This window comes from Pseudomonas sp. W17 (assembly GCF_040268305.1).
Classification (GTDB): Bacteria; Pseudomonadota; Gammaproteobacteria; order Pseudomonadales; family Pseudomonadaceae; genus Aquipseudomonas; species Aquipseudomonas protegens.
In genome coordinates, this window is sequence record NZ_CP158490.1 from 7,093,923 (window position 1) to 7,117,723 (window position 23,801).

Sequence of the window (23,801 nt, forward strand, 5' to 3'; positions counted from 1 at the left end):
ATGGATAAGCAGACCCTGATGTTATTCGGCGGCATCGGCGCCATTCTGGTGCTGGCCTCACTGGTCGGTTTCATCCTCCAGTGGCGCACCCGTGGCGCGCCCAACCCGGTGATCGACAACCTCAATGCGCGGATCAATGCCTGGTGGGTGATGGTGCTGGTGATCGGTATCGCCTTCTGGCTCGGCACCGCGGCGGTGATCCTGCTGTTCTATGCGGTGTCGTTCTACGCCCTGCGCGAGTTCCTCACCCTGACCCCGACCCGGCGCAGCGACTACCCGGCCCTGGTGGCGGCCTTCTACCTGGCCCTGCCCCTGCAATACCTGCTGATCTACTCCGACTGGTACGGGCTGTTCTCGATCTTCATTCCGGTCTACGTGTTCCTGCTGCTGCCGATCCTCGCATCGCTCGGTGGCGACAGCACGCACTTCCTGGAGCGTGCCTCCAAGGTCCAGTGGGGGCTGATGATCGCGGTGTTCTGCGTGTCCTTCGTGCCCGCCCTGCTGACCCTGGACATCGCCGGCTATGAAGGCCGCAACCTGCTGCTGATCGCTTACCTGGTGATCGTGGTGCAGCTCTCGGACGTGCTGCAGTACGTCTGTGGAAAACTCTTCGGCAAGCGCAAGATCGCCCCCAACCTGTCGCCGTCCAAGACCGTGGAAGGCTTTGTCGGCGGCATCCTGCTGGCTTCGATGATCGGTGGGGCGCTGTTCTGGATCACCCCGTTCAATGTCTGGCAGTCGTTCCTCATCGCCCTGCTGATCAACCTGCTGGGCTTTGCCGGCGGCATCGTCATGTCGGCGATCAAGCGCGATCGCGGGGTCAAGGACTGGGGGCACATGATCGAGGGCCACGGCGGCATGCTCGATCGCCTGGATTCGGTGTGTTTCGCCGCGCCGATCTTCTTCCACCTGGTGCGCTACTGGTGGACCTGAACCCTTCAGCCCGGTAGATGCCCCAATGGCAGGGGCCCCGGGGTTTTCACCGTGTGAATCGCGAAGTTGCTGCGGATGTCGCTGACCCCGGGGATCTTCAGCAAGTGGCCAGTCAGAAAGCGGTCATAGCCACGCAGGTCCGGGACCACCACTTGCAGCAGGAAATCCGATTCACCCGATACCAGGAACGCCGAGATCACCTCCGGCAACTGCAATACCGCCTGGCGGAAGGCTTCGGCCTCGGCATCGTTGTGTCGCTCCACCTTGACCCCGACGAACACGGTCAGCCCCAGGCCCACCTCGTCGCGGTCCAGGGTGGCCTGGTAGCCACGGATCACCCCGGCCTCTTCCAGCATGCGCACCCGGCGCAGGCAGGGTGACGGCGACAGGCCGATCTCTTCGGCCAGTTGCACGTTGCTCAGGCGACCATCGCGCTGCAGCGCGGCGAGGATCTTGCGGTCATAGGCATCAAGTTTCATGTTTGGCATATCCAGATGGTGATTCCGTTCATTAGTGGAACATTATGCCAATTTCAGCTTTCCCGTTGGTTGATTACGCAAGCACCTGCCCTGGCCTGTGGCCCTAAACTGAGCGCACCGACTCGACAACGAAGGGGGTGTAAGGTGGCGCAACTGTGGATGTATTTCCTGGCTCTGGCGGTGGTCTACCTGCTGCCCGGCCCCGACATGATCCTGCTGCTGCAAACCGGCGCCCGCCAGGGCAAGGCCCAGGCTCTGGCCACCGCGCTGGGCCTGGCCCTGTCCCGCGGCTGCCATGTGGCCCTGGCCGCGCTGGGCCTGGCGGCGCTGTTCAAGGCCGCGCCCTGGACCTTCGACCTGGTACGCCTGGCGGGCGCCGCCTACCTGTTGTGGATTGGTATCCAGTGCCTGCGGGCGAACCTGTTGCCCAACCTTGAGCCCGGCACCGCCGCAGCCACGCCCCTGCGCTGGCGCGAGACGATCCAGCGCGGCCTGTTGACCAACCTGCTGAACCCCAAGGCATTGCTGTTCTGTTCGGTACTGCTGCCGCAGTTCGTCGATCCCCAGGCCGGTGCGGTGGTCCCGCAATTCATGACCCTGGGGGTGCTGCTGGTGGCCGTGGGCGGCCTGTTCGACTGCTGCTACGCGCTGGCCGGTGCCGGGCTGGGCCGCTGGATGCAGCGCAGCCCGTCGGCGCAACGAGTGCAGCAATGGCTGTTCGGCAGCCTGCTGATCGGCTTCGCCCTGCGCCTGACGTTCGTCCAGCAGGCCTGACGGCACCTGTAGCCGCTGCCGAGCCTCGGCGAAGCTGCGCGAAGGTCCGCAGGACCTTGCCTGGCGATCCCCGGCAAAATGTTCGCCCCAGAAATCGCCGCGACCGCTGCGTCGCAGTGCCGCCCAGCTCGTACGCAGCCTGCGGCAGCGGCTACAGGATCCTGGGCACGCTTTTATGTCGCCTTGTGCGAGGACACCGCGCGGCGGCGTCGGAACAGGTAGGCCGCCCCCAACAGCAGCACGCCGGCACCGGCGCCGGCAGCCAGCCTGTGCTCGGCCACCGCGGAACGGGATGCGTCCAGCCACTGGGTCAGGTAGCGCTTGTTGGCGCTGCCGAAGTCCGGTTCCTCACAGTTCATGCCGAAGTTGCCGGCCCACTCCACAAAGGGACCGTTCTGCACATAGCGCCGGTAGTACTCGATCTCGGCATCGCTGCCCCGGGTCCAGCGCGCCGCCTTGCACAGCACCGCGGCATAGGCCTGGCTGGTGTGGGGCAGGAAGTCCGCCGCCTGGTTGCCCAGCTCGCCGGCCACGTAGCGATAGTGGTAGCGCACATCGGGTTCGGCAGTGGTGGCCTGCTGGCGCTGCACTTCGTCGGCGCTGATCAGCGGGCCGGCCTGTACCGGAGGGATTTCCAGGCTGTAGCTGCCCCACAGGCTGTGGTAGTCCGGACCCATCTCGTAGCCGAGGATCTCCATCCCCGACGCCCGTGCCAGCTTGCCCGCCTGGTAATAGGCCTCGGCTCGCCGTGTTGGCAGCCAGGCCGACTCGGCGCTGCGCCGGTACTCGCCGTAGGCCTTGGCGATAGCCTGGCGCTCGGGGGTGTAGAAGTAGCCCCAGCCCTCTTCGTAGCGGCCCTCGCGCAACAGCCGCCGGCCCAGCAGTTCGCGCACCTGGGCGGCAATCGGCAGGCTCTCGTAGTAGGCATCGGGCTGCTGGGGGACGAGCGGCGGCGCCGGAACCTGGGTGTCGACGAAATGCTTGAGTTCATCCAGGGTCAGCACCCGCTCAGCCACGGTTGCCGCGTCGTGCCAGTAAATGTCGCCACTGCGGTAGAGCAGCTCGAACGCCTGCACATAGTCGCCACGGTCCAGGGCCAGCACGGCGCTTTCGCCTTCTACCCGGCAGCCCGGCTTGAGGTCTTCGTAGTTGCCGTCGTAGTCACCGCGAAAGCCCCAGCTCTCTTCCCGGGGGAAAGCCGCGGCGGCCTTGGCATAGGCCGCGGCAGCCGCCACCTTGTCGCCGTTGCGCACGGCCATCTTGGCCCGCAGCCACCAGGCCAGGCCGCCGTCGCCGGCATGTTCGAGCAACTGCTGGGTGGTGACGAAATCGCCGTTCTGGTAATTCAGCGCCGCCAGGCGGTCGGCGTTGTCGAAAGTGCCGGCGGTGCCCTGGCTCAGCAGCTTGATCAGTTTCACCTCGGATTCCGGCCGTTCGCCGAAGGACCAGCCCAGGTGCGAGACCAGCGAAGCGGTGAGCAAGCGCGCCACCGAAGGCTGCTTGAGCTGCTCGCGCAACTGCGCGTCCGACAGGCCGCCCAACTCCCCCACCACCTGCTTCAGCGAGCTGTAGCCGACGTCCGAACCCATCAGGTTCTGGCTGGCATACAGGTCGATGGCCTCGCTCCAGTGGTTCTGGTTCTTCAGAATGCGCGCCTCTTCCCCCAGGCTGGCGATGCCCAGTTCCAGGGGGTCGCTGAAGCCGTCGATATTCAATTGGCGGGTCTGGGCGAACGCCTGGCGCGCCGCCAGCAAAGTGTCGCTGCGCCCCTGATCATCCAGCTCGTTGGCTTCTTCACTGATGGCTTGCAGGGCCCGGCCCAGGGAATAGGCGGCCCAGGTACTGCGCAGCGCCCGCTGCTCGGCGGGCAGCGCCAGCACCTTGCGGAAATACTCTGCCGCCCGCTCGTGATCCCCGGCGCTGAAGGCCACCGCGCCCGCGGTGTAGAGGTTGATCTCCGGCGGCAGGCTGGCCCCTTGCTGCTCCGCCAGGCGCGGGTCATTGAGCGTGCGCAACTGCCTGACCAGGGTTTTCTGGGCGTCGTCCAGCCCTTGCTGTTCGGCCCAGTTACGCTCCTGCACCTCATAGCTTTCAGGCAGGTTGTAATCGCGGCTGAAGCCATCCTGGACGACTGGCTTGAGCCCGACGATGGGCTTGCCCAGGCGGCTGACCTCGAACAGGAAACTGCCTTCCGGCAACTGCGCCAGTGTCTGCGGGCGATCCCCCAGCAGGCGCATGGGAAAAGTCGGGCCGCACGCCAAGGCCGGGGCCAAGGGCAGGCACAGGCTCAGGCACAGCAGGTAGCGGGATCTAGGGACGAACATGTGCAGCTCCTTGGTCAATTTTTGTACAGCGGGCCCAGCCCACGGCCCGGGTGCCGCCCGCCGCCAGACGGCCGGCCTGCTGGCGGGTCAATAGCAGCTGGCCGTCACGCAGCTCGGCGGCATAACCGCCCAGCCCGTCGAATCCGTCGCATTGGGCAACGGCCAGGGTCAGTTGTTCAGGCAAATGGCGGTCGAGATTGCCCGGGTTGTCCAAGCGGATATCGAAGAGACCGTCCTGCTCCTGCAGGCTGATGCCCAAGCGGCTGTCCAGCACGTCTCCACGGGCCACCGCGCGCAGGGTATCCAGGCTCCAGGCGCGGACATCGCCCTTGAGCGGCAGGCGAAACCAGATCAGCCCGGCCAGATGGGCCGGCGGATCATTGCGCAGGGTCTTGGCCAGTTGGCTCAGTTGCTCGGGGTCGGCCATCAGCTCCCGGCGCTGGCCCCGGCGCGCAATGGGCGCCTCGCTTTCCACCACTGGAGCCTGGGCGGCGGTGCCGGGCAGCAAGGCCACGCCGTAGGCAGGCAGGGCCAGGTAGAACGGCTTGTCGCTGACCCCAGCCCAGCGCCTGGCCCATTGTTCAGCCTGGTGCGGGTCGAACAGCCCGCGCCGGGGGTCGCTGACCGCATGCACCTGGAGCACGCTGCTGTCGACCTGAGCCAGCAGCCCGGGCAACTCGCGGCTGTCGAGCCAGGCGGGCAGAGCGGTGATGCTCAGGGCCAACTGCTGCGGCAGCACTTCGCGCAGCCGCCGCAGGAGCCCGGCATAGGCCAGCAGCCGGGCGCTGCCGGCATCGTGGTCGATCTCCAGGCCGGCCAGGGTCAGGCCCTGCCCTTGCCAGTCGGCCAGCAGTTGCTGCACCTGCTGGAGGATGTCGTCCTGGTTCAGGGACGGCAGTTGGCCATCCAGGCGCACCACCGCAATCAGCGGGCGACCGTCTTGCTTGAGCAAGGCGGCGTCGATCCGCGCCCGGCTCCAGCCGGCCTGTGGAAAAGCCTGCAGGGCCAGCACCCGGACGGTGGAAAAGTCCACCCGCGAGCCTGCCAGGGCGTCGGCGTGGGCCGAGGTCCACTGGCGTTGCCAGATATAGAGTTGCTGATCCAGCGGCGGCCCCTCTTCATGACGACAGGCATTGAGCAGCAGCCCGCAGACCAACACGGCGCAAAGACGGAGCAAAACCCGGGGGAGCATGAATCGTTGATTCCCTTTAACGCAAAAGCCCCGGAATACCGGGCGCCATACACCTGATCGACATCGCCTGTAGCCGCTACCGGGCCCGCGAGGCAGCGAAAAGAACCGCTGGGCCTTCCCCCTCACTTACAACTCGCAGCTACCGCGACAAAGCAGCCGCCAGCCTACGCAGCAGCGCGGTTGGCAGCAATCGCCGCAAGGACTTTTTTCCCGCTTCTACAGGTCCAGCACCAACGCTGGCACCAGGTTATCCACAGCCGCCGGCACCGCGCAGCAGATCAGCACCTGCCCCGGTTCCGGTAACTGTGCAGGCACCTGTGGATAATTAACCTGGCCGCTGATCAACCGGGTCTGGCAAGTGCCGCAGGAGCCGCCACGGCAACTGAATGGCGGATGCAGGCCGGCGCTTTCCGCCAGTTGCAGCAGGCTGCCGCTGGTCGGCTCCCAGGACAGCTCCCGGCCGGCCTGCTGGAACCGCACTGCCACGGCCCGGGTGGCGGCAGGCGGTTGGGCAAAGGGCACGGCCTCGGCGTCCGGCCGGCGGCGCAGGGTCGAAGGGCCGAAGGTTTCGGCATGGATCTGCCGGTCGTCGATATCCAGGTCCCGCAGGCTGTCGTACAGGCCCTGGGTAAAGGCCCCGGGGCCGCAGAGCACGAAGTCTGCGCGGTCAAGATCCAGGTCCGGTTGCGCCAGCAGCAGTTGCACGTCGATGCGCCCGCAATGATCGAAGCCAGCACCCGGCCGGGCCCCGGCTTCCGGCTGGCTGAGCAGGCGCAGCAGCCGCACTGAATCCCCAGCCTGCGCCAGCAGGGTTTGCAGCTCCTTGGCAAAGGGTTGCTCGGCAAGCGTGCGCGAACCCTGGATCAACCAGGTGGGCCGGGTATGCCGGGTGCGCAGGCCCTGGTACAGCACCTCCCGCAGCATCGACAGCAACGGTGTGATGCCGACCCCGGCCGCCAGCAGCACCAGTGGCTGTGACGACAGCGCATCGGCAGTGAAACGCCCCTGTGGGGCGCGGGCCTGCAGCAAGTCGCCGACCTTGAGTGCCTGATGCAGGTGCCGGGAAACCTGGCCCTCGCGCTTGACGCTGATACGCAGAAAGTCATCGGAAGGCGCGCTGGACAGGCTGTAGGTGCGAATCAGCGGCTGGCCGTCGAGCACGACCTGCACGGGCAGGTGCTGGCCGGGCACAAAGCTTGGGGCGCCGGCTGCATCCGCCGGTTCCAGGTAGAAGGAGCGAATGCTGCTGCTTTCGTCTTCGATCCGGGTCACCCGCAATGGCCGCCACTGCTGGCCCAGGGCCGTGGCGCGCAGCCGAGCCTCGGCTTGCGGCCAACTGCCGGTCAGCAGGCTGTTGGGGGAAAAGCCCTGCAACTGCCAACGCAGGGACAGCGCCGCCGGGCGCCGTACCAGCCGCTCCACGGTAAAGCGCCACAACCGCTCGGCGCCCTGGAAGGCCTTGACCAGCGGCCCGTCGTGGATGATTTCGGTGCGGCCGCTGAGCTGCAGCAGCTCACCGCTGGGAAAGTCGATGAACAACAAGCCGGCCCGGGGGTTGAGCAGCAGGTTGCCCAGGGTGTTGAAGTGCAGGTTGCCGGCAAAATCCGGGATGGTCAGGCAATTGCCCTCGACCCGGACGAACCCGGCCTGGCCGCCACGGTGGGACACATCCACCGAGCGCTGGCCGTCCAGGTCGACGTAGCTGGCGACAAAGAAGGTGTCGGCGCCACCGATCAGGGCGCGAGCCTCAGCATCCAGGCCGTCGCGATACTTTGCCGGCCGGCTGGCGGGGTCGCTCAAGGGCACCTGCTGCAGCTCGCGCTGCTGGATGTATTGCGGGCAATTGCCGAACGCCTGTTGCACCCTCACGCTGAAGCCGTGACGGTCCACAGCACTGACCCGGCCATTGAGGCGGTTGCGCCGCCGGGTGTGCAGTTCAATGCCCAGCAAGCCCAGGGCCGCACCTTCCTGCAACTGCACGGGGTCGTCGGCGGCAGGCAGGCTGCCCAGGCGCAGCCGGGTCGCCTCGGGGGCCTGGGCGAAACCGGGCGGGCCTTCGAGAATGCTCGCCCAGGGGTTGCCCTGGGCATCCACCGCGCCTACCAGGATGAACGGCAGCTGCCCGTAGAACTGCCGGTGCTGATCCGGCATCGCCTGGCGGATCACCTTGGTGCCAAAGGCCTCCATGCGCTCGGCCACTCCGGCCCGGGCCTGCAACTGCCGCTCGCCGGCATGCCAGGGGGAACTGCTGCTCATGGTGCTGCCTCCGCAGGTGCGCCTCAGGCGCTTTTGAGCCCCGCCGCCGTGGACGGCATGGGCACGAAGCCCGGCAAGGCCTCGATCCGCGCCAGCCAGGCCCGCACGTTGGGATAATCGGCCAGGGACACGTTGCCCTCCGGCGCGTGGGCGATATAGCTGTAGCCGGCGACGTCAGCGATGGTCGCCTGTTCACCCACCAGGAACGGCCGGTTCGCCAGTTCCTGGTCCATGACCTTGAGCAGGCCGTGGGCGCGGGCAATGACCTCCTCGGCATTGAAGGTGGCGCCGAACACCGTGATCAGTCGCGCCGCCGCCGGACCGAAGGCGATCGGCCCCGCCGCCACCGACAACCAGCGCTGTACCTGCGCCGCGCCCACCGGGTCGGTGGGCAACCAGCGGCCGCTGCCATAGCGTTGCGCCAGGTACACCAGGATCGCGTTGGAGTCCGCCAGCACCGTGCCCTGGTCATCGATCACCGGTACTTGGCCAAAGGCGTTGAGGGCCAGGAATTCGGGCTGCTTGTGGGCACCCTGGGCCAGGTCGACAAAGATGGTTTCGGTAGGCAGGTCCAGCAGCGACAGCATCAGCTCGACGCGGTGAGCGTGGCCGGACCGGGGAAAGTTGTAGAACTTGATGGGAAGCAGGGACATGCTCGACTCCGCAGGCTGGGACGCGGTCGAAGGGCCGCGCTGGCAGGGCCATCTTGGTCCATGACGCAAAACAACAGAATCACCAGAAATCGCAATCCGGCATTTCAGCCAGCGCAATAAAGCTGATCAAGTATTGAGCGATGGATGCTCGCGCAGGGCCTGCACGGCGAAATCGACAAAGCTGCGTACCCGCGCCGGCGCCTTGCGACCGCCCTGGTACACCACGTGGATCGGCAAGGGCGGCAGCTCGAAATCCGCCAACACGATCTGCAACTGGCCGGCAGCGACCTGATCGGCCACCTGATAGGACAGCACCCGGGTCAGGCCCAGCCCCAGGCAGGCGGCACTGATGGCGGCCTGGTTGGCGCTCACCAGCAGCCGCGGTTCCGGGCGCAGGCTCAGAGCGCGCCCGGCGTCGTTGAATTGCCAGTGGCGCGCCTGGCCGGTGGAGGATGGCGCAATCAGCGGAGCCTGGCGCAGGTCGTCGGGGTGCTGGGGGCAACCATGGGCCGCCAGGAATCCGGGGGCTGCACAGACCACCCGGCGCACCTGGCCTACTCGGATGCTGTGCTGGCCGCTGTCCGGCAATTCGCCGATGCGCACCGCCACATCGATGCCTTCATCCACCATGTTCGCCACTCGGTCCACCAGCAAGGCGTTGATGCTGACCTGTGGATAACGTTGCAGGTAGCGCACCAGCAGCGGGGTGACGAACAGATCGCCGAACAGCACCGGCGCAGTCAGGCTCAGTTGCCCCCGTGGCTGGGCGTGGATGCCGGCGGCCGAGGCCTCGGCATCCTGCACCTCGGCGAGAATGCGTCGGCAGTCCTCCAGATAACGTTGCCCGGCTTCGCTCAGGTGCACCTTGCGGGTGGTGCGTACCAGCAACTGGGTGCCGATGCGCTGTTCGAGGGCTGCCACGGCCCGGGTGACGCTGGCCGCCGACAGGTTAAGGCGCCGCGCAGCCGCGGCGAACCCCTGCTCCTGGGCGACACAGACGAACACCTGCATTTCCTGAAACCTGTCCATGTCTTATCTCACCTGGCGGCGCCTGCCCGACAGGCGCCCCGCACGCGCAGCATAATCCACGGCCACGACGTCAGGGAGCGCACCAGGTCTGCACCTCGTGCTTGTCGAATCCGGGGCAACGGTTGGTTCTGGCAATCAACCGGTAAGGTTGGTCTTGGGCGTAGGAAAAATAGAAGTAGTACTGCTGATCTTCACCGTATAGCCAATAGGAAGAGGAACCCTGGTTGATCAGGGTCGGTTCAAAGGTCCAGATGGACGATTCAGCAGGAATGAAATTGGCCCGGTCCATCAGCAGCAAGAGGCTGTTGGAGAGCACTGGGGTCAGGACTCCCAGCCCCAGGACAGCCACCATCAGAACGATCATCCATCCATGAATCAGGCGAAGTGTCATTGGTTTTCCATTAGCGCGCTAAAAAATTCCGGCCTGTGCACAAGTCGGGATTCGCCGGGGCGTCCACTGGCACTCGCAGTGGATTCGCAGAACCAAAACTGTCGCACAAAAATAACGCTCTGATTTCAATTGTTTTTCGAAGATCCAACGCGGACAGGCGAGCAAGGACAAGGGTGCACCCCAGCCGTTTGGTTCCTTCCCGCCGGCGGCGTGAAGCGCGAGTGGTCCCCTGTGACGACAGACTGCCTTCCAGCTCTTGCCGCGCCCCCGGTTACTCTTTGATAATCCGCCGCTCGGGCCACCCACTGGCCCCAGGGAAGATGCGTATCGCATCGCAGGCGGAGTCTCAGCATGGATGTACAGGCCGCAGCGCGGTTGGGCGACGACATCGCCCATGGATTCGGAGTTGCTGCCATGCTCGCCGGCGCGGTCGCAGGCGCTCTCATTGGCGCGGCCATCATTGCGGCGACCGCGGCAACAGGCGGCCTGGCGGTGGTGATCCTGGCGGGTTCGGTCGCCGCCGGTGGCCTGTCGATGTTCCAGCTGGTGAAGGGGCTGTCGACCATCTTCGATCTGCCCGAGCCAACCACCGGTGAACTCATAAGGGGCAGTCCCAACGTATTCGTCAACTTGCGCAATGCCATGCGTGCCGGCGAGGACGTGTCCAGTTCCTGTACCGGCTTTCCCGTGGCGCATCCCCCCTGGCCCTTCCCGGTCACCATCGCCGAAGGCAGCGCTACCGTGTATATCAACGGCAAGCCGGCGGCGCGACTGAGCAGCAAGATGACCTGCGGCGCGCATATCAAGTCGGGTAGCCCGAACACCTTCATCGGCGGTCCGATGCTGCAGGTGGAATTCGTGCTGGATATCGAGGGCTGGCTGCATACCGGCCTGGAGGCGCTGGGCCTGGTCGCCGCCGCCGGCGCGCTGGTGCTGGCCGCCATGGCCGGCCTCGCGGCCCTGCTGACCACCGTGGCGGTGGGGGCCGCGATCTATGGCGGCATGGAGTTGCTGGGCCAGCTCGGCGACCGGCTCGGCCCGGGCTACCGCGACCTGCTGCAAGGTATCGCCGGCCTGGCGCTGCTCGGCGCCGGGCCGAAAATGGCCAAGTTGAGCGCCGAACGCAATGCCGCGCGACTGGCCAACCAGTCGCAGGTGCTCGAGGTGCGCACGGCCGCCCAGGTCAACGAGGCGATGGTCGCCGAGGGCAACTTGCCGGCTTGGCTGGAAGGCACCCAGGTCAAGACCGAAATAGTGCCACCGGGAAGGCAATACCAGATGGTCGTCGCCAAGGGCCAGGCCGAAGCCATCATGCAGGGCAAGCCAGCCTTCGGAGGTTTCGCCGCCCCCGAGCCGATTCCCAGCCAGGCCTACGCTCGGGATAAACTGGTGATCCTCGATCGATTCAAGACAGACGTATCCCATGTGATCACCGTCGAAACCACCGCACCGCAAAAGATTCACAGTGGTATCACCGGCCCGCTGGAGAACTACAAGGGCGGCGTGCAGCAGGTGGAGTTCGTCGGTGACAGGAATCTGAAAATTGTCGGCACGCCTGGTGTGCTGCCTGTGGAGTGAAAGTTGTGATTAGTGATTTCGAGCGGATCCGCGAAGACGGCAAGGTCATCGACGAAAACATGACGGTGGACCAGATGATCGCCCTCGGGTGGTCTCCTTGCCGGGTCGTCGAGGCTCGCTGGCGCTGGCAGGAACAGCTCCTGAGCGTGGTCAACAGCCGCGGCCTGCTGGCGATCGTGGTGCCGGATCGGCAACACCTGGCCATCCTGTGGAACGATGACGATACGGGCGTGGCCGCAACCCTCTACGTGGTCTCCGGTGACCGCCAGCAACAGATCAGGATTGCCGACCAGTTACTGATCAATGGCCAGCTCGAGGCAGGTATCTACAGCTGGTTCGAACAGTTCCCGCAGGTTTCGCCCAGCATCTTTACCTGCATGTTCAGCCGTCAACGTGACCAGGCAATGTTCAGGGTGGATATCGACGCGTCGACTGGCGACATTGTTTCGATACAGCATTCACGCTGAGCGCTATTCAGCGCCGCCACGCCTGAGCGACGAGCGCTGCAGGCAGGCAAAGGGAAATAACAAAGAGGGGAGCCCGGCTGGGCTCCCCTCTTGCTGTGTCAGCTTCGATGATCCAGGACCATCACTTGAGTGATAGTGAAGATTAAAGACTGTCTCGCCGGCCCAAGAAAATATCGCCCCGAATGCTGTCGCGGAATTGTTTCCTACTGATGCTGGCAGCGGCATGGCGCTGAGATGGGCTTGCCAATTTGGCAACCCATCACAGTAGAGAGAGGCCTGATATGCCCACTTTGAATCCTGCAATCACGCTGGTCGGCAACCTTGACCAATTCAACCATGATGGTTTCGAGATCGACGCCATGAACTTCCTCTTCGATCGCCTTGATCGTGGCAACCTGACGGTGGATGGCGAGCCCCTGTACATTGGCAATCAAGCTGTCCATCACTACACCTGGCGCGACAAACAACGTAACCGCACCTGCTCAATGTTCTACACGTATGGCAATACCCCGAGCAGTCATCTTTCGGTTTATGGCCTGGGCAAACACGTTGGTGACAACGACAAGGAATACGCGCTCTACACCTGGATCGACAAGAAAGAACAGTTGTACACCCTGGCCCCAACCCGCAGCGATTCACGCTTTCGCTCACTGCTAGCGCCCAATTGAGCCGGCGGCCATGTGACCTGCCCCATGCAACAAGGCGCTCATGTGGAGCGCCTTGTTGCAAGAGCGAGCACCTGGACGGTCACTGTGGATAACTCACTCCACGGTCACCGACTTGGCGAGGTTGCGCGGCTGGTCGACGTCGGTGCCCTTGAGCACGGCCACGTAGTAGGACAGCAGCTGCAGCGGGATGGTGTAGAGGATCGGCGAGAGAATGTCGTGGATGTGCGGCATCTGGATCACGTGGGTGCCTTCGCCATTGGTCATGCCGGCCTGCTCGTCGGCGAACACGATCAGCTCGCCGCCACGGGCGCGCACTTCCTGCAGGTTGGACTTGAGCTTTTCCAGCAGCTCGTTGTTCGGTGCCACGGTAACCACCGGCATGTCGTTATCCACAAGCGCCAGGGGGCCGTGCTTGAGCTCGCCGGCCGGATAGGCTTCGGCGTGGATGTAGGAAATCTCCTTGAGCTTGAGCGAGCCTTCCATCGCCACCGGGTACTGGGCACCACGGCCGAGGAACAGGGTGTGGTGCTTGTCGGCAAACAGCTCGGCCGTTTTTTCCACCACGCCATCCATGGCCAGGGCTTCGCCCAGGCGGATCGGCAGGCGACGCAGCTCTTCCACCAGCTCGGCTTCCACGCCGGCAGCCAGGGTGCCACGTACCTGGCCCAGGGACAGGGTCAGCAGCAGCAGGCCCACCAGTTGGGTGGTGAAGGCCTTGGTGGAGGCCACGCCGATCTCGCGACCGGCCTGGGTCAGCAGGGTCAGATCGGATTCACGCACCAGGGAGCTGATGCCGACGTTGCAGATCGCCAGGCTGGCGAGGAAGCCCAGCTCTTTGGCATTGCGCAGAGCGGCCAACGTGTCGGCGGTTTCGCCGGACTGGGAGATGGTCACGAACAGGGTGTCGGGCTGCACCACTACCTTGCGGTAGCGGAACTCGCTGGCCACTTCCACCTGGCAGGGGATGCCGGCCAGTTCTTCCAGCCAGTAACGGGCGACCATGCCGGCATGGTAGCTGGTGCCGCAGGCGACGATCTGCACATTGCGCACCTTGGCGAACAGCTCGGCGGCTTGCGGACCGAAGGCCTGGACCAGTACCTGGTTGGCACTCAGGCGGCCTTCCAGGGTGCGCTGCACCACGGATGGCTGCTCGTGGATTTCCTTGAGCATGAAGTGGCGGAACTCGCCCTTCTCTGCCGCTTCGGCGCCATCGCGGTACTGCACCGCTTCGCGTTCCACGGCCTTGCCGTTGATATCCCAGATCTGCACGCTGTCGCGGCGGATTTCGGCGATATCACCTTCTTCCAGGTACATGAAGCGGTCGGTGACCTGGCGCAGGGCCAACTGGTCGGAGGCGAGGAAGTTTTCCCCCAGGCCCAGGCCGATCACCAGCGGGCTGCCGCTGCGGGCCGCAACCAGGCGGTCCGGCTGGCTGGCGCTGATCACGGCCAGGCCGTAGGCACCATGCAGCTCCTTGACGGTGGCCTTGAGGGCCTTGGTGAGGTCTCCCAGGTCCTTGAGCTTGTGGTTCAGCAAGTGGGCGATGACTTCGGTGTCGGTGTCCGAAGTGAACTCGTAACCCAGGGCGCCGAGCTGAGCGCGCAAGGCTTCGTGGTTCTCGATGATGCCGTTGTGCACGATCGCCAGGTCGCCGGAGAAATGCGGGTGGGCATTACGTTCGCATGGCGCACCGTGGGTGGCCCAACGGGTGTGGGCGATGCCCAGGCGGCCGACCAGCGGCTCACTGGCCAGGGCCTGCTCCAGTTCGCTGACCTTGCCCGGGCGCCGCATGCGCTCCAGCTTGCCGGCATTGGTATAGACCGCCACACCGGCGCTGTCGTAGCCGCGGTATTCGAGGCGCTTGAGGCCTTCCAGCAAAATGGCGGTGATATTGCGTTCAGCAACGGCGCCAACAATTCCACACATGGTTTCTCTCCTAGCTGACAGCCGCGCAAATCAGAGTTATGCCGCGGGCCTGGATCTGGTCGCGGACCTCTAAGGGCAGGCGATCATCGGTAATAAGGGTATGGACGCTGCTCCACGGCAGTTCCAGGTTGGGAATCTTGCGGCCGATCTTGTCGGATTCGACCATCACCACCACTTCCCGGGCCACTTCGGCCATGACCCGGCTCAAACCCAGCAGTTCGTTGAAGGTGGTAGTGCCACGGGCCAGATCGATGCCATCGGCACCGATAAACAGCTGGTCGAAGTCGTATGAGCGTAGAACCTGCTCGGCCACCTGGCCCTGGAAGGACTCGGAATGCGGGTCCCAGGTGCCGCCGGTCATCAACAGCACCGGCTCGTGCTCCAGCTCGCTCAGGGCGTTGGCTACATTCAGCGAGTTGGTCATGACCACCAGGCCAGGCTGCAGGCCCAACTCGGGGATCATCGCGGCGGTGGTGCTGCCACTGTCGATGATGATCCGGGCATGCTCACGGATACGCTGCACCGCAGCGCGGGCAATGGCCTGCTTGTAGAGGGATACGGGCTGGCCAATATCGCTGACCAGTTCCTGGGGCATGGTGATCGCTCCACCGTAACGGCGCAGCAGCAAGCCATTGCTCTCCAGGGCGGCCAGGTCCTTTCGAATCGTAACTTCAGAGGTTTCGAAACGCTTGGCCAACTCGTCGACGCTCACTTCGCCCTGTTCATTGAGCAAGGCGAGGATATTGTGGCGACGTTGAGGTGTGTTGCGTTTTGACATGATGGCTTTAAGTTTCGATTCGAAAGATAACGGAAGCAATAAAAACCCAAGATCGAAACTTCGTCAAGCGCGCAGGTGAAAAAAATCGCCGGCATGCCGGCTCCTACAGATGGGTGTAAGAGCCAGCTTGCCGGCGAACAGGGTTCCGCGGTTGTGGATAACCTCAGTCCTTCTTGATCTTCTCCGGCCGTTTCCAGCCGTCGATGTTCTTCTGCCGGGCGCGGCCGACCGCCAGTTGAGCCGGGGCCACATCCTGGGTGATGGTGGAACCGGCAGCCGTGGTGGCGCCGGAGGAGATATCCACAGGTGCTACCAACGAGTTGTTGGAGCCGATGAACACGTCTTCGCCCATGATCGTCTTGTGCTTGTTCACCCCATCGTAGTTGCAGGTGATGGTGCCGGCGCCAATGTTGGTGCGCGCGCCGATCACCGCGTCGCCCAGGTAGGTCAGGTGGCCGGCCTTGGCACCCTGGCCCAGGTGGGCATTCTTCAGTTCGACGAAGTTACCCACATGAGCCCTGGCCTCCAGCACGGTACCGGGACGCAGCCGGGCGAACGGACCGGCATCGCTGCCCTCGCCCATCACCGCGCCATCGAGGTGGCTGTTGGCCTTGATCACCGCGCCCTTGCGCAAGGTGCTGTCCTTGATCACGCAGTTGGGGCCGATCACCACGTCGTCCTCGATCACTACCCGGCCTTCGAGAATCACGTTGATGTCGATCAGCACATCACGGCCAACGGTGACTTCGCCACGCACATCAAAACGTGCCGGGTCGCGCAAGGTCACGCCCTGGGCCATCAACCGGCGGCCGGCACGCAACTGATAGTGCCGCTCCAGCTCGGCCAGTTGCTTGCGGTCGTTGGCGCCCTGCACTTCCATGGCGTCGTGGGGCTGCTCGGTGGCGACGATCAGGCCGTCGCTGACCGCCATGGCGATCACGTCGGTGAGGTAGTACTCGCCCTGGGCGTTGTTGTTGGACAGCCGGCCGGTCCAGTCGCCCAGGCGCTTGCCGGGCACTGCGAGAATGCCGGTGTTGCCTTCGGTGATGGCGCGTGTGGCTTCGTCAGCATCCTTCTGCTCGACAATGGCGACGACTTTGCCGTCGGCATCACGAACGATGCGCCCGTAGCCGGTCGGGTCGTCCAGCTCGACGGTGAGCAGGCCCAGTTGCTCCGGCCCCACCTGCTTGAGCAGGCGCTGCAGGGTCTCGACTTCGATCAGCGGTACGTCGCCATAGAGGATCAGCACGGTGTCGGCGCTAATGAAGGGCACCGCCTGGGCCACGGCATGGCCGGTACCCAGTTGCTTGTCCTGCAGCACGAAATTCAGGTCGTCGGCGGCCAGCCGCTCGCGCACCGCATCGGCACCGTGGCCGATCACCACGTGGATGCGCTGTGGATCGAGTTGCCGGGCGCTGTGGATAACATGCCCGAGCATGGAGTTGCCGGCGACCGGGTGAAGAACCTTGGGCAACGCCGAACGCATGCGGGTGCCCTGGCCTGCGGCGAGGATAACGATTTCGAGAGACATGACTGGCTACCAATCCTGGAAGGTCAGACTGCGACCAAGAGGGGGGGTGAATGGCGGAAAATAAAAAGGGTAGCCGAGGCTACCCTTTTTAATCAATCACACAGAAAGCCTGCGACTTAGCCGCCGAACTTCTTGCGGATCTGCTGGACGGTACGCAGCTGAGCTGCGGCCTCGGCCAGACGTGCAGCAGCAGAACCGTAGTCGAAATCTGCGCCTTTTTCATTCAGGGCCTTCTCAGCAGCCTTGACGGCTTCCTGAGCGGAGGCTTCGTCCAGGTCGGCAGCACGTTGCACGGTGTCGGCAAGAACCTTGACCATGTTCGGCTGAACCTCGAGGAAACCACCGGAGATGTAGAACACCTCGGCTTCCCCGCCCTGCTTGATCAAGCGGATCGGACCTGGCTTCAGGTTGGTGATCAGCGGTGCGTGACCCAGAGCGATACCAAGATCACCCAGTTCACCGTGCGCAACCACCATCTCCACCAGACCGGAGAAGATTTCCCCTTCCGCGCTGACGATATCGCAATGGACTGTCATAGCCATCTGCTTGCCTCAACCTAAATTAGCGCCCGTTACCGGGCGCCGGGATTACAGTTTCTTGGCTTTCTCGATCGCTTCGTCGATGCCGCCGACCATGTAGAACGCTTGTTCTGGCAGGTGGTCGTAGTCACCGTTGAGGATGCCTTTGAAGCCAGCGATGGTGTCTTTCAGGGAAACGTATTTGCCTGGAGAACCAGTGAAGACTTCAGCCACGAAGAACGGCTGCGACAAGAAGCGCTGGATCTTACGAGCGCGGGATACCAACTGCTTGTCGGTTTCCGACAGCTCGTCCATACCCAGGATCGCAATGATGTCCTTCAGCTCTTTGTAACGCTGCAGTACGTACTGAACACCGCGAGCGGTTTCGTAGTGCTCGTTGCCGATCACGTTCGGGTCCAGCTGACGGGAAGTCGAGTCCAGTGGGTCTACCGCTGGGTAAATACCCAGGGAAGCGATGTCACGGGACAGAACGACGGTGGCGTCCAAGTGGGCGAAGGTAGTCGCTGGCGACGGGTCGGTCAAGTCGTCCGCAGGTACGTATACCGCTTGGATCGAGGTGATCGAGCCTTGCTTGGTCGAAGTGATACGTTCTTGCAGAACGCCCATCTCTTCAGCCAGGGTCGGCTGGTAGCCTACTGCGGAAGGCATACGGCCCAGCAGTGCGGATACTTCGGTACCGGCCAGGGTGTAACGGTAGATGTTGTCGACGAACAGCAGAACGTCGTTACCTTCGTCACGGAACTTCTCGGCCATGGTCAGGCCGGTCAGGGCTACGCGCAGACGGTTTCCCGGCGGCTCGTTCATCTGGCCGTAGACCAGTGCCACTTTGTCCAGAACGTTGGAGTCCTTCATCTCGTGGTAGAAGTCGTTACCCTCACGAGTACGCTCACCCACACCGGCGAACACGGAATAACCGCTGTGCTCGATAGCGATGTTACGGATCAGTTCCATCATGTTTACGGTCTTGCCGACACCGGCACCACCGAACAGACCGACTTTACCGCCCTTGGCGAACGGGCAAACCAGGTCAATTACCTTGATCCCGGTTTCCAGCAGGTCGTTGCCGCCTGCCTGTTCTGCGAAGGAAGGTGCTGGACGGTGGATGCCCCAACGCTCTTCTTCACCGATAGGACCGGCTTCGTCGATTGGGTTGCCCAGTACGTCCATGATCCGGCCCAGGGTCGCTTTACCGACCGGTACGGAGATGGCTGCGCCAGTGTTGTTGACGTCCAGACCGCGCTTCAAGCCTTCGGTGGAGCCCATCGCAATGGTACGCACCACGCCGTCGCCCAGCTGCTGCTGAACTTCCAGAGTGGTTTCGGCGCCTTGAACCTTCAAGGCGTCGTAGATGCTCGGTACGCTGTCGCGTGGAAATTCCACGTCGATAACGGCGCCGATGATTTGAACGATACGTCCGCTACTCATAGCTGGATCCTCTGAATATTTGAACCGTTAAACCGCGGCAGCGCCGCCGACGATTTCCGAGATCTCTTGGGTGATCGCAGCCTGACGCGCCTTGTTGTAGATCAGCTGCAAATCGCTGATCAAATCACCGGCGTTGTCGGTAGCGTTCTTCATTGCGATCATCCGCGCCGCTTGTTCAGCTGCGTTGTTCTCGACCACCGCCTGGTAGACCTGCGACTCCACGTAACGGACCATCAAGCCGTCCAGCAGCTCCTTGGCATCCGGTTCGTAGAGGTAGTCCCAGTGGTGCTTGAGTTCTTGATCCGGGGTTGCCTCCAGTGGAATCAACTGCTCCACGGTCGGCTGCTGGGTCATGGTGTTGATGAACTTGTTGGATACCACGGACAGGCGGTCAATCCGGCCTTCCAGGTACGCATCCAGCATCACCTTGACGCTGCCGATCAGATCATTGATCGACGGCTCTTCACCCAGATGGCTGATAGCTGCAACGACGTTACCGCCGAAGTTGCGGAAGAAGGCCGCACCCTTGCTACCAACCACACACAGATCGATCTCGACGCCTTGTTCGCGGTTTACCGCCATGTCCTTGACCAGGGCCTTGAACAGGTTGGTGTTCAAGCCACCACACAGACCACGGTCACTGCTCACCACAACGTAACCGACGCGCTTGATAGCACGGTCGATCATGAACGGGTGACGATATTCCGGGTTGGCGTTGGCCAGATGACCAATAACCTGGCGGATGCGCTCCGCATAAGGACGGCTAGCAGCCATGCGCATTTGTGCCTTGCGCATTTTGCTGACCGCCACTTTTTCCATGGCGCTGGTAATTTTTTGCGTGCTTTTGATGCTCGCAATCTTACTGCGAATCTCTTTTGCGCCTGCCATGTAACACCTATCAGGTTAGCAAGCGGGAGCCTTGCGGCTCCCGCTGCGGCTTACCAGGTTTGGGTGGCTTTGAACTTCTCGATACCGGCTTTCAGGCCAGCGTCGATTTCGTCATTGAAGTCACCCTTCACGTTGATCTTCGCCATCAGGTCGGCGTGATCGCGGTTGAAGTAAGCAATCATGGCCTGTTCGAAGCTACCAACTTTGGCAATCTCGACGTCCGTCAGGAAGCCACGTTCAGCGGCATACAGGGACAAGGACATGTCGGCGATGGACATCGGCGCATATTGCTTCTGCTTCATCAGCTCGGTAACGCGCTGACCATGCTCAAGTTGCTTACGGGTCGCTTCGTCCAGGTCAGAAGCGAACTGGGCGAATGCCGCCAGTTCACGGTACTGAGCCAGAGCGGTACGGATACCACCGGACAGCTTCTTGATGATCTTGGTCTGAGCGGCACCACCCACACGGGATACCGAAACACCGGCGTTCACAGCAGGACGGATCCCGGAGTTGAACATGGCCGATTCCAGGAAGATCTGACCGTCGGTGATGGAAATCACGTTGGTCGGAACGAACGCGGAAACGTCGCCAGCCTGGGTTTCGATGATCGGCAGAGCGGTCAGGGAACCGGTCTTGCCAGTCACTGCGCCGTTGGTGAACTTCTCTACGTACTCTTCGGAAACGCGGGATGCGCGCTCCAGCAGACGGGAGTGGAGATAGAACACGTCGCCTGGGTAAGCTTCACGGCCTGGTGGACGGCGCAGCAGCAGGGAAATCTGGCGGTAAGCCACTGCTTGCTTGGACAGATCGTCATAAACGATCAGCGCGTCTTCACCGCGGTCGCGGAAGTATTCGCCCATGGTGCAACCGGAGTACGGAGCCAGGAATTGCAGTGCTGCAGATTCCGAAGCGCTCGCTGCAACGATGATGGTGTTAGCCAGTGCACCGTTTTCTTCCAGCTTGCGAACCACGTTGGCGATGGTCGATTGCTTCTGACCGATAGCCACGTAGACGCAGAAAATGCCGCTGTCTTTCTGGTTGATGATCGCGTCGATCGCCAGAGCGGTCTTACCGATCTGACGGTCACCGATGATCAGCTCACGCTGGCCACGGCCGACTGGGATCATGGCATCGACAGCCTTGTAGCCAGTCTGTACAGGCTGGTCTACCGACTTACGCCAGATCACGCCTGGAGCAACTTTCTCGACCGCGTCGGTCTCGGTGTTGTTCAGCGGACCTTTGCCGTCAACTGGGTTACCCAGTGCGTCGACTACGCGACCCAGCAGTTCCTTACCAACCGGAACCTCCAGGATGCGGCCAGTGCACTTGGCGCTCATGCCTTCAGCCAGACTGGTGTACGCGCCCAATACAACGGCACCTACGGAGTCTTGCTCCAGGTTGAGGGCCATACCGTAGACGCCGCCCGGAAACTCGATCATCTCGCCGTACATAACGTCGGCCAGACCGTGAATCCGCACGATGCCGTCAGATACGCTGACGACAGTGCCTTCGTTACGGGCTTGGGAGGTCACATCGAGCTTTTCGATGCGGCCCTTGATAATTTCACTTATTTCGGAAGGATTGAGTTGCTGCATTGCTCTGCTGCCCCTTCAAACTCAAGATTTCAATGCTTCGGCAAGGTTCGCGAGTTTGCCGCGAATCGAGCCATCGATAACCAGGTCGCCGGCGCGGATTACGACGCCACCAATAAGGCTGGCATCCTCCGCAGCGTGCAGTCGCACTTCCCGGCCGAGCCGTGCACTGAGAACCTTGGCGAGTTTGTCTTGCTGTTCTTGGTTCAATGCGAACGCACTGGTCACATCCACATCCACCGATTTCTCTTGCTCGGCCTTGTACAGGTCGAACAGAGCGGAGATCTCCGGCAACAGCAGGAGACGGTCGTTTTCGGCGGCAACGTGAATGAAATTCTGTGCCTGTGCATCAAACTTGTCGCCACACACTTCGATAAAAGTGCTGGCCTTTTCTGCGCTCGTCAGTCGCGGGGCCTTAAGCACGCGCTGCATGGTGTCATCTTGTGACACCGCTGCAGCCAGGCCGAGCATGGCTGACCAAGAGGCCAGCTGCTGGTGGGCCTGAGCGTGCTCGAAGGCCGCCTTAGCGTAAGGTCGGGCCAACGTGGTCAGTTCTGCCATGATCGCCCTCGCTTAAATTTCAGCAGCCAGTTTGTTAACCAGCTCTGCGTGCGCGTTTTGATCGATTGTGGCACCCAGGATCTTCTCTGCGCCGTTGACTGCCAGGCTGCCCAGTTGGGCGCGCAGCGCGTCTTTGACGCCGTTCAGTTCCTGTTCGATCTCGGCCTGAGCCTGAGCCTTCACACGTTCAGCTTCGACACGAGCCTGTTCACGGGCTTCGTCGACGATCTGAGAACCGCGCTTCTTGGCTTGCTCAATGATTTCAGCTGCCTGAGCTTTAGCTTCGCGCAGTTGCTGACCCGCTTTATCTTGGGCCAGTTCCAGGTCACGAGCTGCTCGGCTGGCAGCGTCCAGTCCATCCGCGATCTTCTTTTGACGTTCGTGCAGAGCTGCAATGACCGGAGGCCAAATGAACTTCATGCAGAACAATACAAAAATTAAGAACGCAACGGACTGGCCAATCAGGGTTGCATTAATGTTCACGCCAACACCTCGCTCGTTCGTTGTCCGTCACACCAATCAACTCGAAGAATCGAGTGATTAGCCAGCGAGTTGACCAACGAAGGGGTTTGCGAAGGTGAAGAACAAAGCGATACCAACACCGATCATGGTTACGGCGTCGAGCAGACCGGCAACGATGAACATTTTAACTTGCAGCATTGGAACCATTTCTGGCTGACGCGCTGCGCCTTCCAGGAACTTGCCGCCCAGCAGGCCGAAACCAATTGCGGTACCCAGTGCGCCCAGGCCGATCAACAGTGCAACAGCGATAGCGGTTAGACCAACTACAGTTTCCATCTTTCCTCCCGACTTTTACGTCGTATGGTTTAGGTTTTTTAGATTAAAGCGGTAAAACAAATCGTTTCATTGACCCGAGACGGGCCCCCTCTCGCCGCAACGAGAGGGACATCAGACTAGTCGAGACTGGTCTTAATGGTTCTCTTCGTGCGCCATCGACAGGTAGACGATGGTCAGCATCATGAAGATAAAGGCCTGCAGGGTGATGATCAGGATGTGGAACACAGCCCACGCCCATTGCAGAACTACACCCATGCCGCTGAGCCACAGCAGGCCGCTGCCGAACATCACAGCGATCAGGATGAACACCAGTTCGCCGGCATACATGTTGCCGAACAGACGCAGTGCCAACGAGATCGGCTTGGCAACCAGGGTCACGAATTCAAGCAGGAAGTTCACCGGAATCAGCAGCGCCTGAACCAGGATGTTCTTGCTGCCGAACGGGTGCAGGGTCAGTTCGCCGATGAAGCCGCCGATGCCCTTGACCTTGATGCTGTAGAAAATGATCAGCGCAAACACCGACAGGGCCATGCCCAGGGTGGCGTTCGGGTCAGTGGTGGATACGGCACGGAACGGAATGTGCTGGTCGCCGGAGATCAACATGGCCAGTTGTGGAATCCAGTCCACCGGTACCAGGTCGATGGCGTTCATCAGGAACACCCAGACGAAAATGGTCAGAGCCAACGGTGCGATCACCGGGCTGCGGCCGTGGAAACTGTCCTTCACGCTGCCATCGACGAAGCCAACCATGACTTCAACGAAGTTCTGCAAAGCGCCCGGCACGCCGGAAGTCGCCTTCTTGGCCGCCATGCGGAACAGAAGAATGAAGATCACACCCAGTGCGACAGACCAGCCGAGGGTATCGACGTGGAATGCCCAGAAGCCCATTTCCTTGGCTTCTGCTGCGGAGTGGGCAAAGCCCCAGCTCCCATTGGGTAGCTGACCGAAGGTCAGGTTCTGCAAGTGGTGCTGGATATAGCCCGAAGCGGTTGTTTCTGCTGACATGGTTGCCTCAAACG

General features: G+C 62.5%; 23 protein-coding genes. 5 read left to right on the plus strand and 18 right to left on the minus strand.

Annotated features, from left to right (window positions below; all coding sequences use genetic code 11):
• Window positions 1-933, plus strand: coding sequence for a phosphatidate cytidylyltransferase (locus ABCR88_RS32745; protein ID WP_041120494.1), 933 nt, complete (start codon window positions 1-3; stop codon window positions 931-933).
• Between the two features lie 5 nt (window positions 934-938).
• Here ABCR88_RS32745 and ABCR88_RS32750 read toward each other — a convergent pair whose 3' ends face one another.
• Window positions 939-1,412, minus strand: a complete 474-nt coding sequence (locus ABCR88_RS32750) for an Lrp/AsnC family transcriptional regulator (protein WP_011064366.1) — start codon at window positions 1,410-1,412, stop codon at window positions 939-941.
• 144 nt (window positions 1,413-1,556) lie between these two features.
• Here ABCR88_RS32750 and ABCR88_RS32755 point away from each other — a divergent pair, with 144 nt between their 5' ends.
• Window positions 1,557-2,186, plus strand: a complete 630-nt coding sequence (locus ABCR88_RS32755) for a LysE family translocator (RefSeq protein ID WP_350403924.1) — start codon at window positions 1,557-1,559, stop codon at window positions 2,184-2,186.
• A 173-nt stretch (window positions 2,187-2,359) separates the two neighbouring features.
• Here ABCR88_RS32755 and ABCR88_RS32760 read toward each other — a convergent pair whose 3' ends face one another.
• The 6 genes from ABCR88_RS32760 to ABCR88_RS32785 form a co-directional block, all read right to left on the minus strand.
• A complete protein-coding gene (locus tag ABCR88_RS32760; protein WP_015637565.1) occupies window positions 2,360-4,510 on the minus strand; it encodes a hypothetical protein in 2,151 nt (716 codons plus the stop codon).
• Window positions 4,497-5,702: a DUF3142 domain-containing protein gene (locus ABCR88_RS32765; protein ID WP_350403925.1), complete on the minus strand. Its 1,206-nt coding sequence runs from the start codon at window positions 5,700-5,702 to the stop codon at window positions 4,497-4,499. Before ABCR88_RS32765 ends, ABCR88_RS32760 begins: the two co-directional genes overlap by 14 nt.
• A gap of 216 nt (window positions 5,703-5,918) precedes the next feature.
• The gene (locus ABCR88_RS32770) at window positions 5,919-7,958 is read right to left on the minus strand and encodes a pyridoxamine 5'-phosphate oxidase family protein (protein ID WP_212805812.1); all 2,040 of its coding nucleotides are present in this window, start codon (window positions 7,956-7,958) and stop codon (window positions 5,919-5,921) included.
• Between the two features lie 23 nt (window positions 7,959-7,981).
• A complete protein-coding gene (locus ABCR88_RS32775) occupies window positions 7,982-8,611 on the minus strand; it encodes a glutathione S-transferase (RefSeq protein ID WP_015637568.1) in 630 nt (209 codons plus the stop codon).
• Window positions 8,612-8,737: 126 nt separating this feature from the next.
• On the minus strand, window positions 8,738-9,640 hold the full coding sequence (locus ABCR88_RS32780) for a LysR family transcriptional regulator (protein WP_011064372.1): 903 nt from the start codon (window positions 9,638-9,640) through the stop codon (window positions 8,738-8,740).
• Window positions 9,641-9,710: 70 nt separating this feature from the next.
• The gene (locus ABCR88_RS32785; RefSeq protein WP_183001271.1) at window positions 9,711-10,031 is read right to left on the minus strand and encodes a hypothetical protein; all 321 of its coding nucleotides are present in this window, start codon (window positions 10,029-10,031) and stop codon (window positions 9,711-9,713) included.
• Between the two features lie 351 nt (window positions 10,032-10,382).
• On the opposite strand from ABCR88_RS32785, the gene ABCR88_RS32790 reads away from it, so the two are divergent.
• From ABCR88_RS32790 to ABCR88_RS32800, 3 genes are all read left to right on the plus strand, one after another.
• Window positions 10,383-11,609 (plus strand): PAAR domain-containing protein, encoded by a 1,227-nt coding sequence (locus ABCR88_RS32790; protein ID WP_350023424.1) that lies wholly within the window; start codon window positions 10,383-10,385, stop codon window positions 11,607-11,609.
• 5 nt (window positions 11,610-11,614) lie between these two features.
• On the plus strand, window positions 11,615-12,076 hold the full coding sequence (locus ABCR88_RS32795) for a hypothetical protein (protein ID WP_011064375.1): 462 nt from the start codon (window positions 11,615-11,617) through the stop codon (window positions 12,074-12,076).
• Between the two features lie 281 nt (window positions 12,077-12,357).
• Complete coding sequence (locus ABCR88_RS32800) at window positions 12,358-12,744, plus strand: hypothetical protein (RefSeq protein WP_350023425.1); 387 nt, start codon at window positions 12,358-12,360, stop codon at window positions 12,742-12,744.
• Window positions 12,745-12,837: 93 nt separating this feature from the next.
• Here ABCR88_RS32800 and glmS read toward each other — a convergent pair whose 3' ends face one another.
• From glmS to atpB, 11 genes are all read right to left on the minus strand, one after another.
• The gene (glmS, locus tag ABCR88_RS32805) at window positions 12,838-14,670 is read right to left on the minus strand and encodes a glutamine--fructose-6-phosphate transaminase (isomerizing) (protein ID WP_019095991.1); all 1,833 of its coding nucleotides are present in this window, start codon (window positions 14,668-14,670) and stop codon (window positions 12,838-12,840) included.
• Between the two features lie 10 nt (window positions 14,671-14,680).
• Window positions 14,681-15,451, minus strand: a complete 771-nt coding sequence (locus ABCR88_RS32810; protein ID WP_169892547.1) for a DeoR family transcriptional regulator — start codon at window positions 15,449-15,451, stop codon at window positions 14,681-14,683.
• Window positions 15,452-15,611: 160 nt separating this feature from the next.
• The gene (gene glmU, locus ABCR88_RS32815) at window positions 15,612-16,979 is read right to left on the minus strand and encodes a bifunctional UDP-N-acetylglucosamine diphosphorylase/glucosamine-1-phosphate N-acetyltransferase GlmU (protein ID WP_041120503.1); all 1,368 of its coding nucleotides are present in this window, start codon (window positions 16,977-16,979) and stop codon (window positions 15,612-15,614) included.
• Window positions 16,980-17,095: 116 nt separating this feature from the next.
• Entirely contained in the window at window positions 17,096-17,521 is a 426-nt protein-coding gene (locus tag ABCR88_RS32820) for a F0F1 ATP synthase subunit epsilon (RefSeq protein ID WP_011064380.1), read from the minus strand.
• Between the two features lie 45 nt (window positions 17,522-17,566).
• Window positions 17,567-18,943 (minus strand): F0F1 ATP synthase subunit beta, encoded by a 1,377-nt coding sequence (atpD, locus tag ABCR88_RS32825; protein ID WP_011064381.1) that lies wholly within the window; start codon window positions 18,941-18,943, stop codon window positions 17,567-17,569.
• A gap of 27 nt (window positions 18,944-18,970) precedes the next feature.
• Window positions 18,971-19,831 (minus strand): F0F1 ATP synthase subunit gamma, encoded by an 861-nt coding sequence (gene atpG / locus ABCR88_RS32830; RefSeq protein ID WP_011064382.1) that lies wholly within the window; start codon window positions 19,829-19,831, stop codon window positions 18,971-18,973.
• A gap of 50 nt (window positions 19,832-19,881) precedes the next feature.
• Window positions 19,882-21,426, minus strand: coding sequence for a F0F1 ATP synthase subunit alpha (atpA, locus tag ABCR88_RS32835; RefSeq protein ID WP_011064383.1), 1,545 nt, complete (start codon window positions 21,424-21,426; stop codon window positions 19,882-19,884).
• 21 nt (window positions 21,427-21,447) lie between these two features.
• A complete protein-coding gene (locus tag ABCR88_RS32840) occupies window positions 21,448-21,984 on the minus strand; it encodes a F0F1 ATP synthase subunit delta (RefSeq protein ID WP_011064384.1) in 537 nt (178 codons plus the stop codon).
• Between the two features lie 12 nt (window positions 21,985-21,996).
• Window positions 21,997-22,467, minus strand: a complete 471-nt coding sequence (locus tag ABCR88_RS32845) for a F0F1 ATP synthase subunit B (RefSeq protein ID WP_011064385.1) — start codon at window positions 22,465-22,467, stop codon at window positions 21,997-21,999.
• Between the two features lie 57 nt (window positions 22,468-22,524).
• Entirely contained in the window at window positions 22,525-22,782 is a 258-nt protein-coding gene (atpE, locus tag ABCR88_RS32850; protein WP_002555987.1) for a F0F1 ATP synthase subunit C, read from the minus strand.
• 132 nt (window positions 22,783-22,914) lie between these two features.
• Window positions 22,915-23,787, minus strand: a complete 873-nt coding sequence (gene atpB / locus ABCR88_RS32855) for a F0F1 ATP synthase subunit A (protein WP_011064386.1) — start codon at window positions 23,785-23,787, stop codon at window positions 22,915-22,917.
• Window positions 23,788-23,801 lie beyond the last annotated feature (14 nt).

Coding starts and splice junctions, on each gene's coding strand:
- atpB (WP_011064386.1), bottom strand. CDS start 23,787: ATGTCAGCAGAAACAACCGCTTCGGGCTATATCCAGCACCACTTGCAG.
- atpE (WP_002555987.1), bottom strand. CDS start 22,782: ATGGAAACTGTAGTTGGTCTAACCGCTATCGCTGTTGCACTGTTGATC.
- ABCR88_RS32820 (WP_011064380.1), bottom strand. CDS start 17,521: ATGGCTATGACAGTCCATTGCGATATCGTCAGCGCGGAAGGGGAAATC.
- atpG (WP_011064382.1), bottom strand. CDS start 19,831: ATGGCAGGCGCAAAAGAGATTCGCAGTAAGATTGCGAGCATCAAAAGC.
- ABCR88_RS32760 (WP_015637565.1), bottom strand. CDS start 4,510: ATGTTCGTCCCTAGATCCCGCTACCTGCTGTGCCTGAGCCTGTGCCTG.
- atpD (WP_011064381.1), bottom strand. CDS start 18,943: ATGAGTAGCGGACGTATCGTTCAAATCATCGGCGCCGTTATCGACGTG.
- atpA (WP_011064383.1), bottom strand. CDS start 21,426: ATGCAGCAACTCAATCCTTCCGAAATAAGTGAAATTATCAAGGGCCGC.
- ABCR88_RS32800 (WP_350023425.1), top strand. CDS start 12,358: ATGCCCACTTTGAATCCTGCAATCACGCTGGTCGGCAACCTTGACCAA.
- glmU (WP_041120503.1), bottom strand. CDS start 16,979: ATGTCTCTCGAAATCGTTATCCTCGCCGCAGGCCAGGGCACCCGCATG.
- glmS (WP_019095991.1), bottom strand. CDS start 14,670: ATGTGTGGAATTGTTGGCGCCGTTGCTGAACGCAATATCACCGCCATT.
- ABCR88_RS32775 (WP_015637568.1), bottom strand. CDS start 8,611: ATGTCCCTGCTTCCCATCAAGTTCTACAACTTTCCCCGGTCCGGCCAC.
- ABCR88_RS32770 (WP_212805812.1), bottom strand. CDS start 7,958: ATGAGCAGCAGTTCCCCCTGGCATGCCGGCGAGCGGCAGTTGCAGGCC.
- ABCR88_RS32780 (WP_011064372.1), bottom strand. CDS start 9,640: ATGGACAGGTTTCAGGAAATGCAGGTGTTCGTCTGTGTCGCCCAGGAG.
- ABCR88_RS32840 (WP_011064384.1), bottom strand. CDS start 21,984: ATGGCAGAACTGACCACGTTGGCCCGACCTTACGCTAAGGCGGCCTTC.
- ABCR88_RS32745 (WP_041120494.1), top strand. CDS start 1: ATGGATAAGCAGACCCTGATGTTATTCGGCGGCATCGGCGCCATTCTG.
- ABCR88_RS32785 (WP_183001271.1), bottom strand. CDS start 10,031: ATGACACTTCGCCTGATTCATGGATGGATGATCGTTCTGATGGTGGCT.
- ABCR88_RS32750 (WP_011064366.1), bottom strand. CDS start 1,412: ATGAAACTTGATGCCTATGACCGCAAGATCCTCGCCGCGCTGCAGCGC.
- ABCR88_RS32790 (WP_350023424.1), top strand. CDS start 10,383: ATGGATGTACAGGCCGCAGCGCGGTTGGGCGACGACATCGCCCATGGA.
- ABCR88_RS32765 (WP_350403925.1), bottom strand. CDS start 5,702: ATGCTCCCCCGGGTTTTGCTCCGTCTTTGCGCCGTGTTGGTCTGCGGG.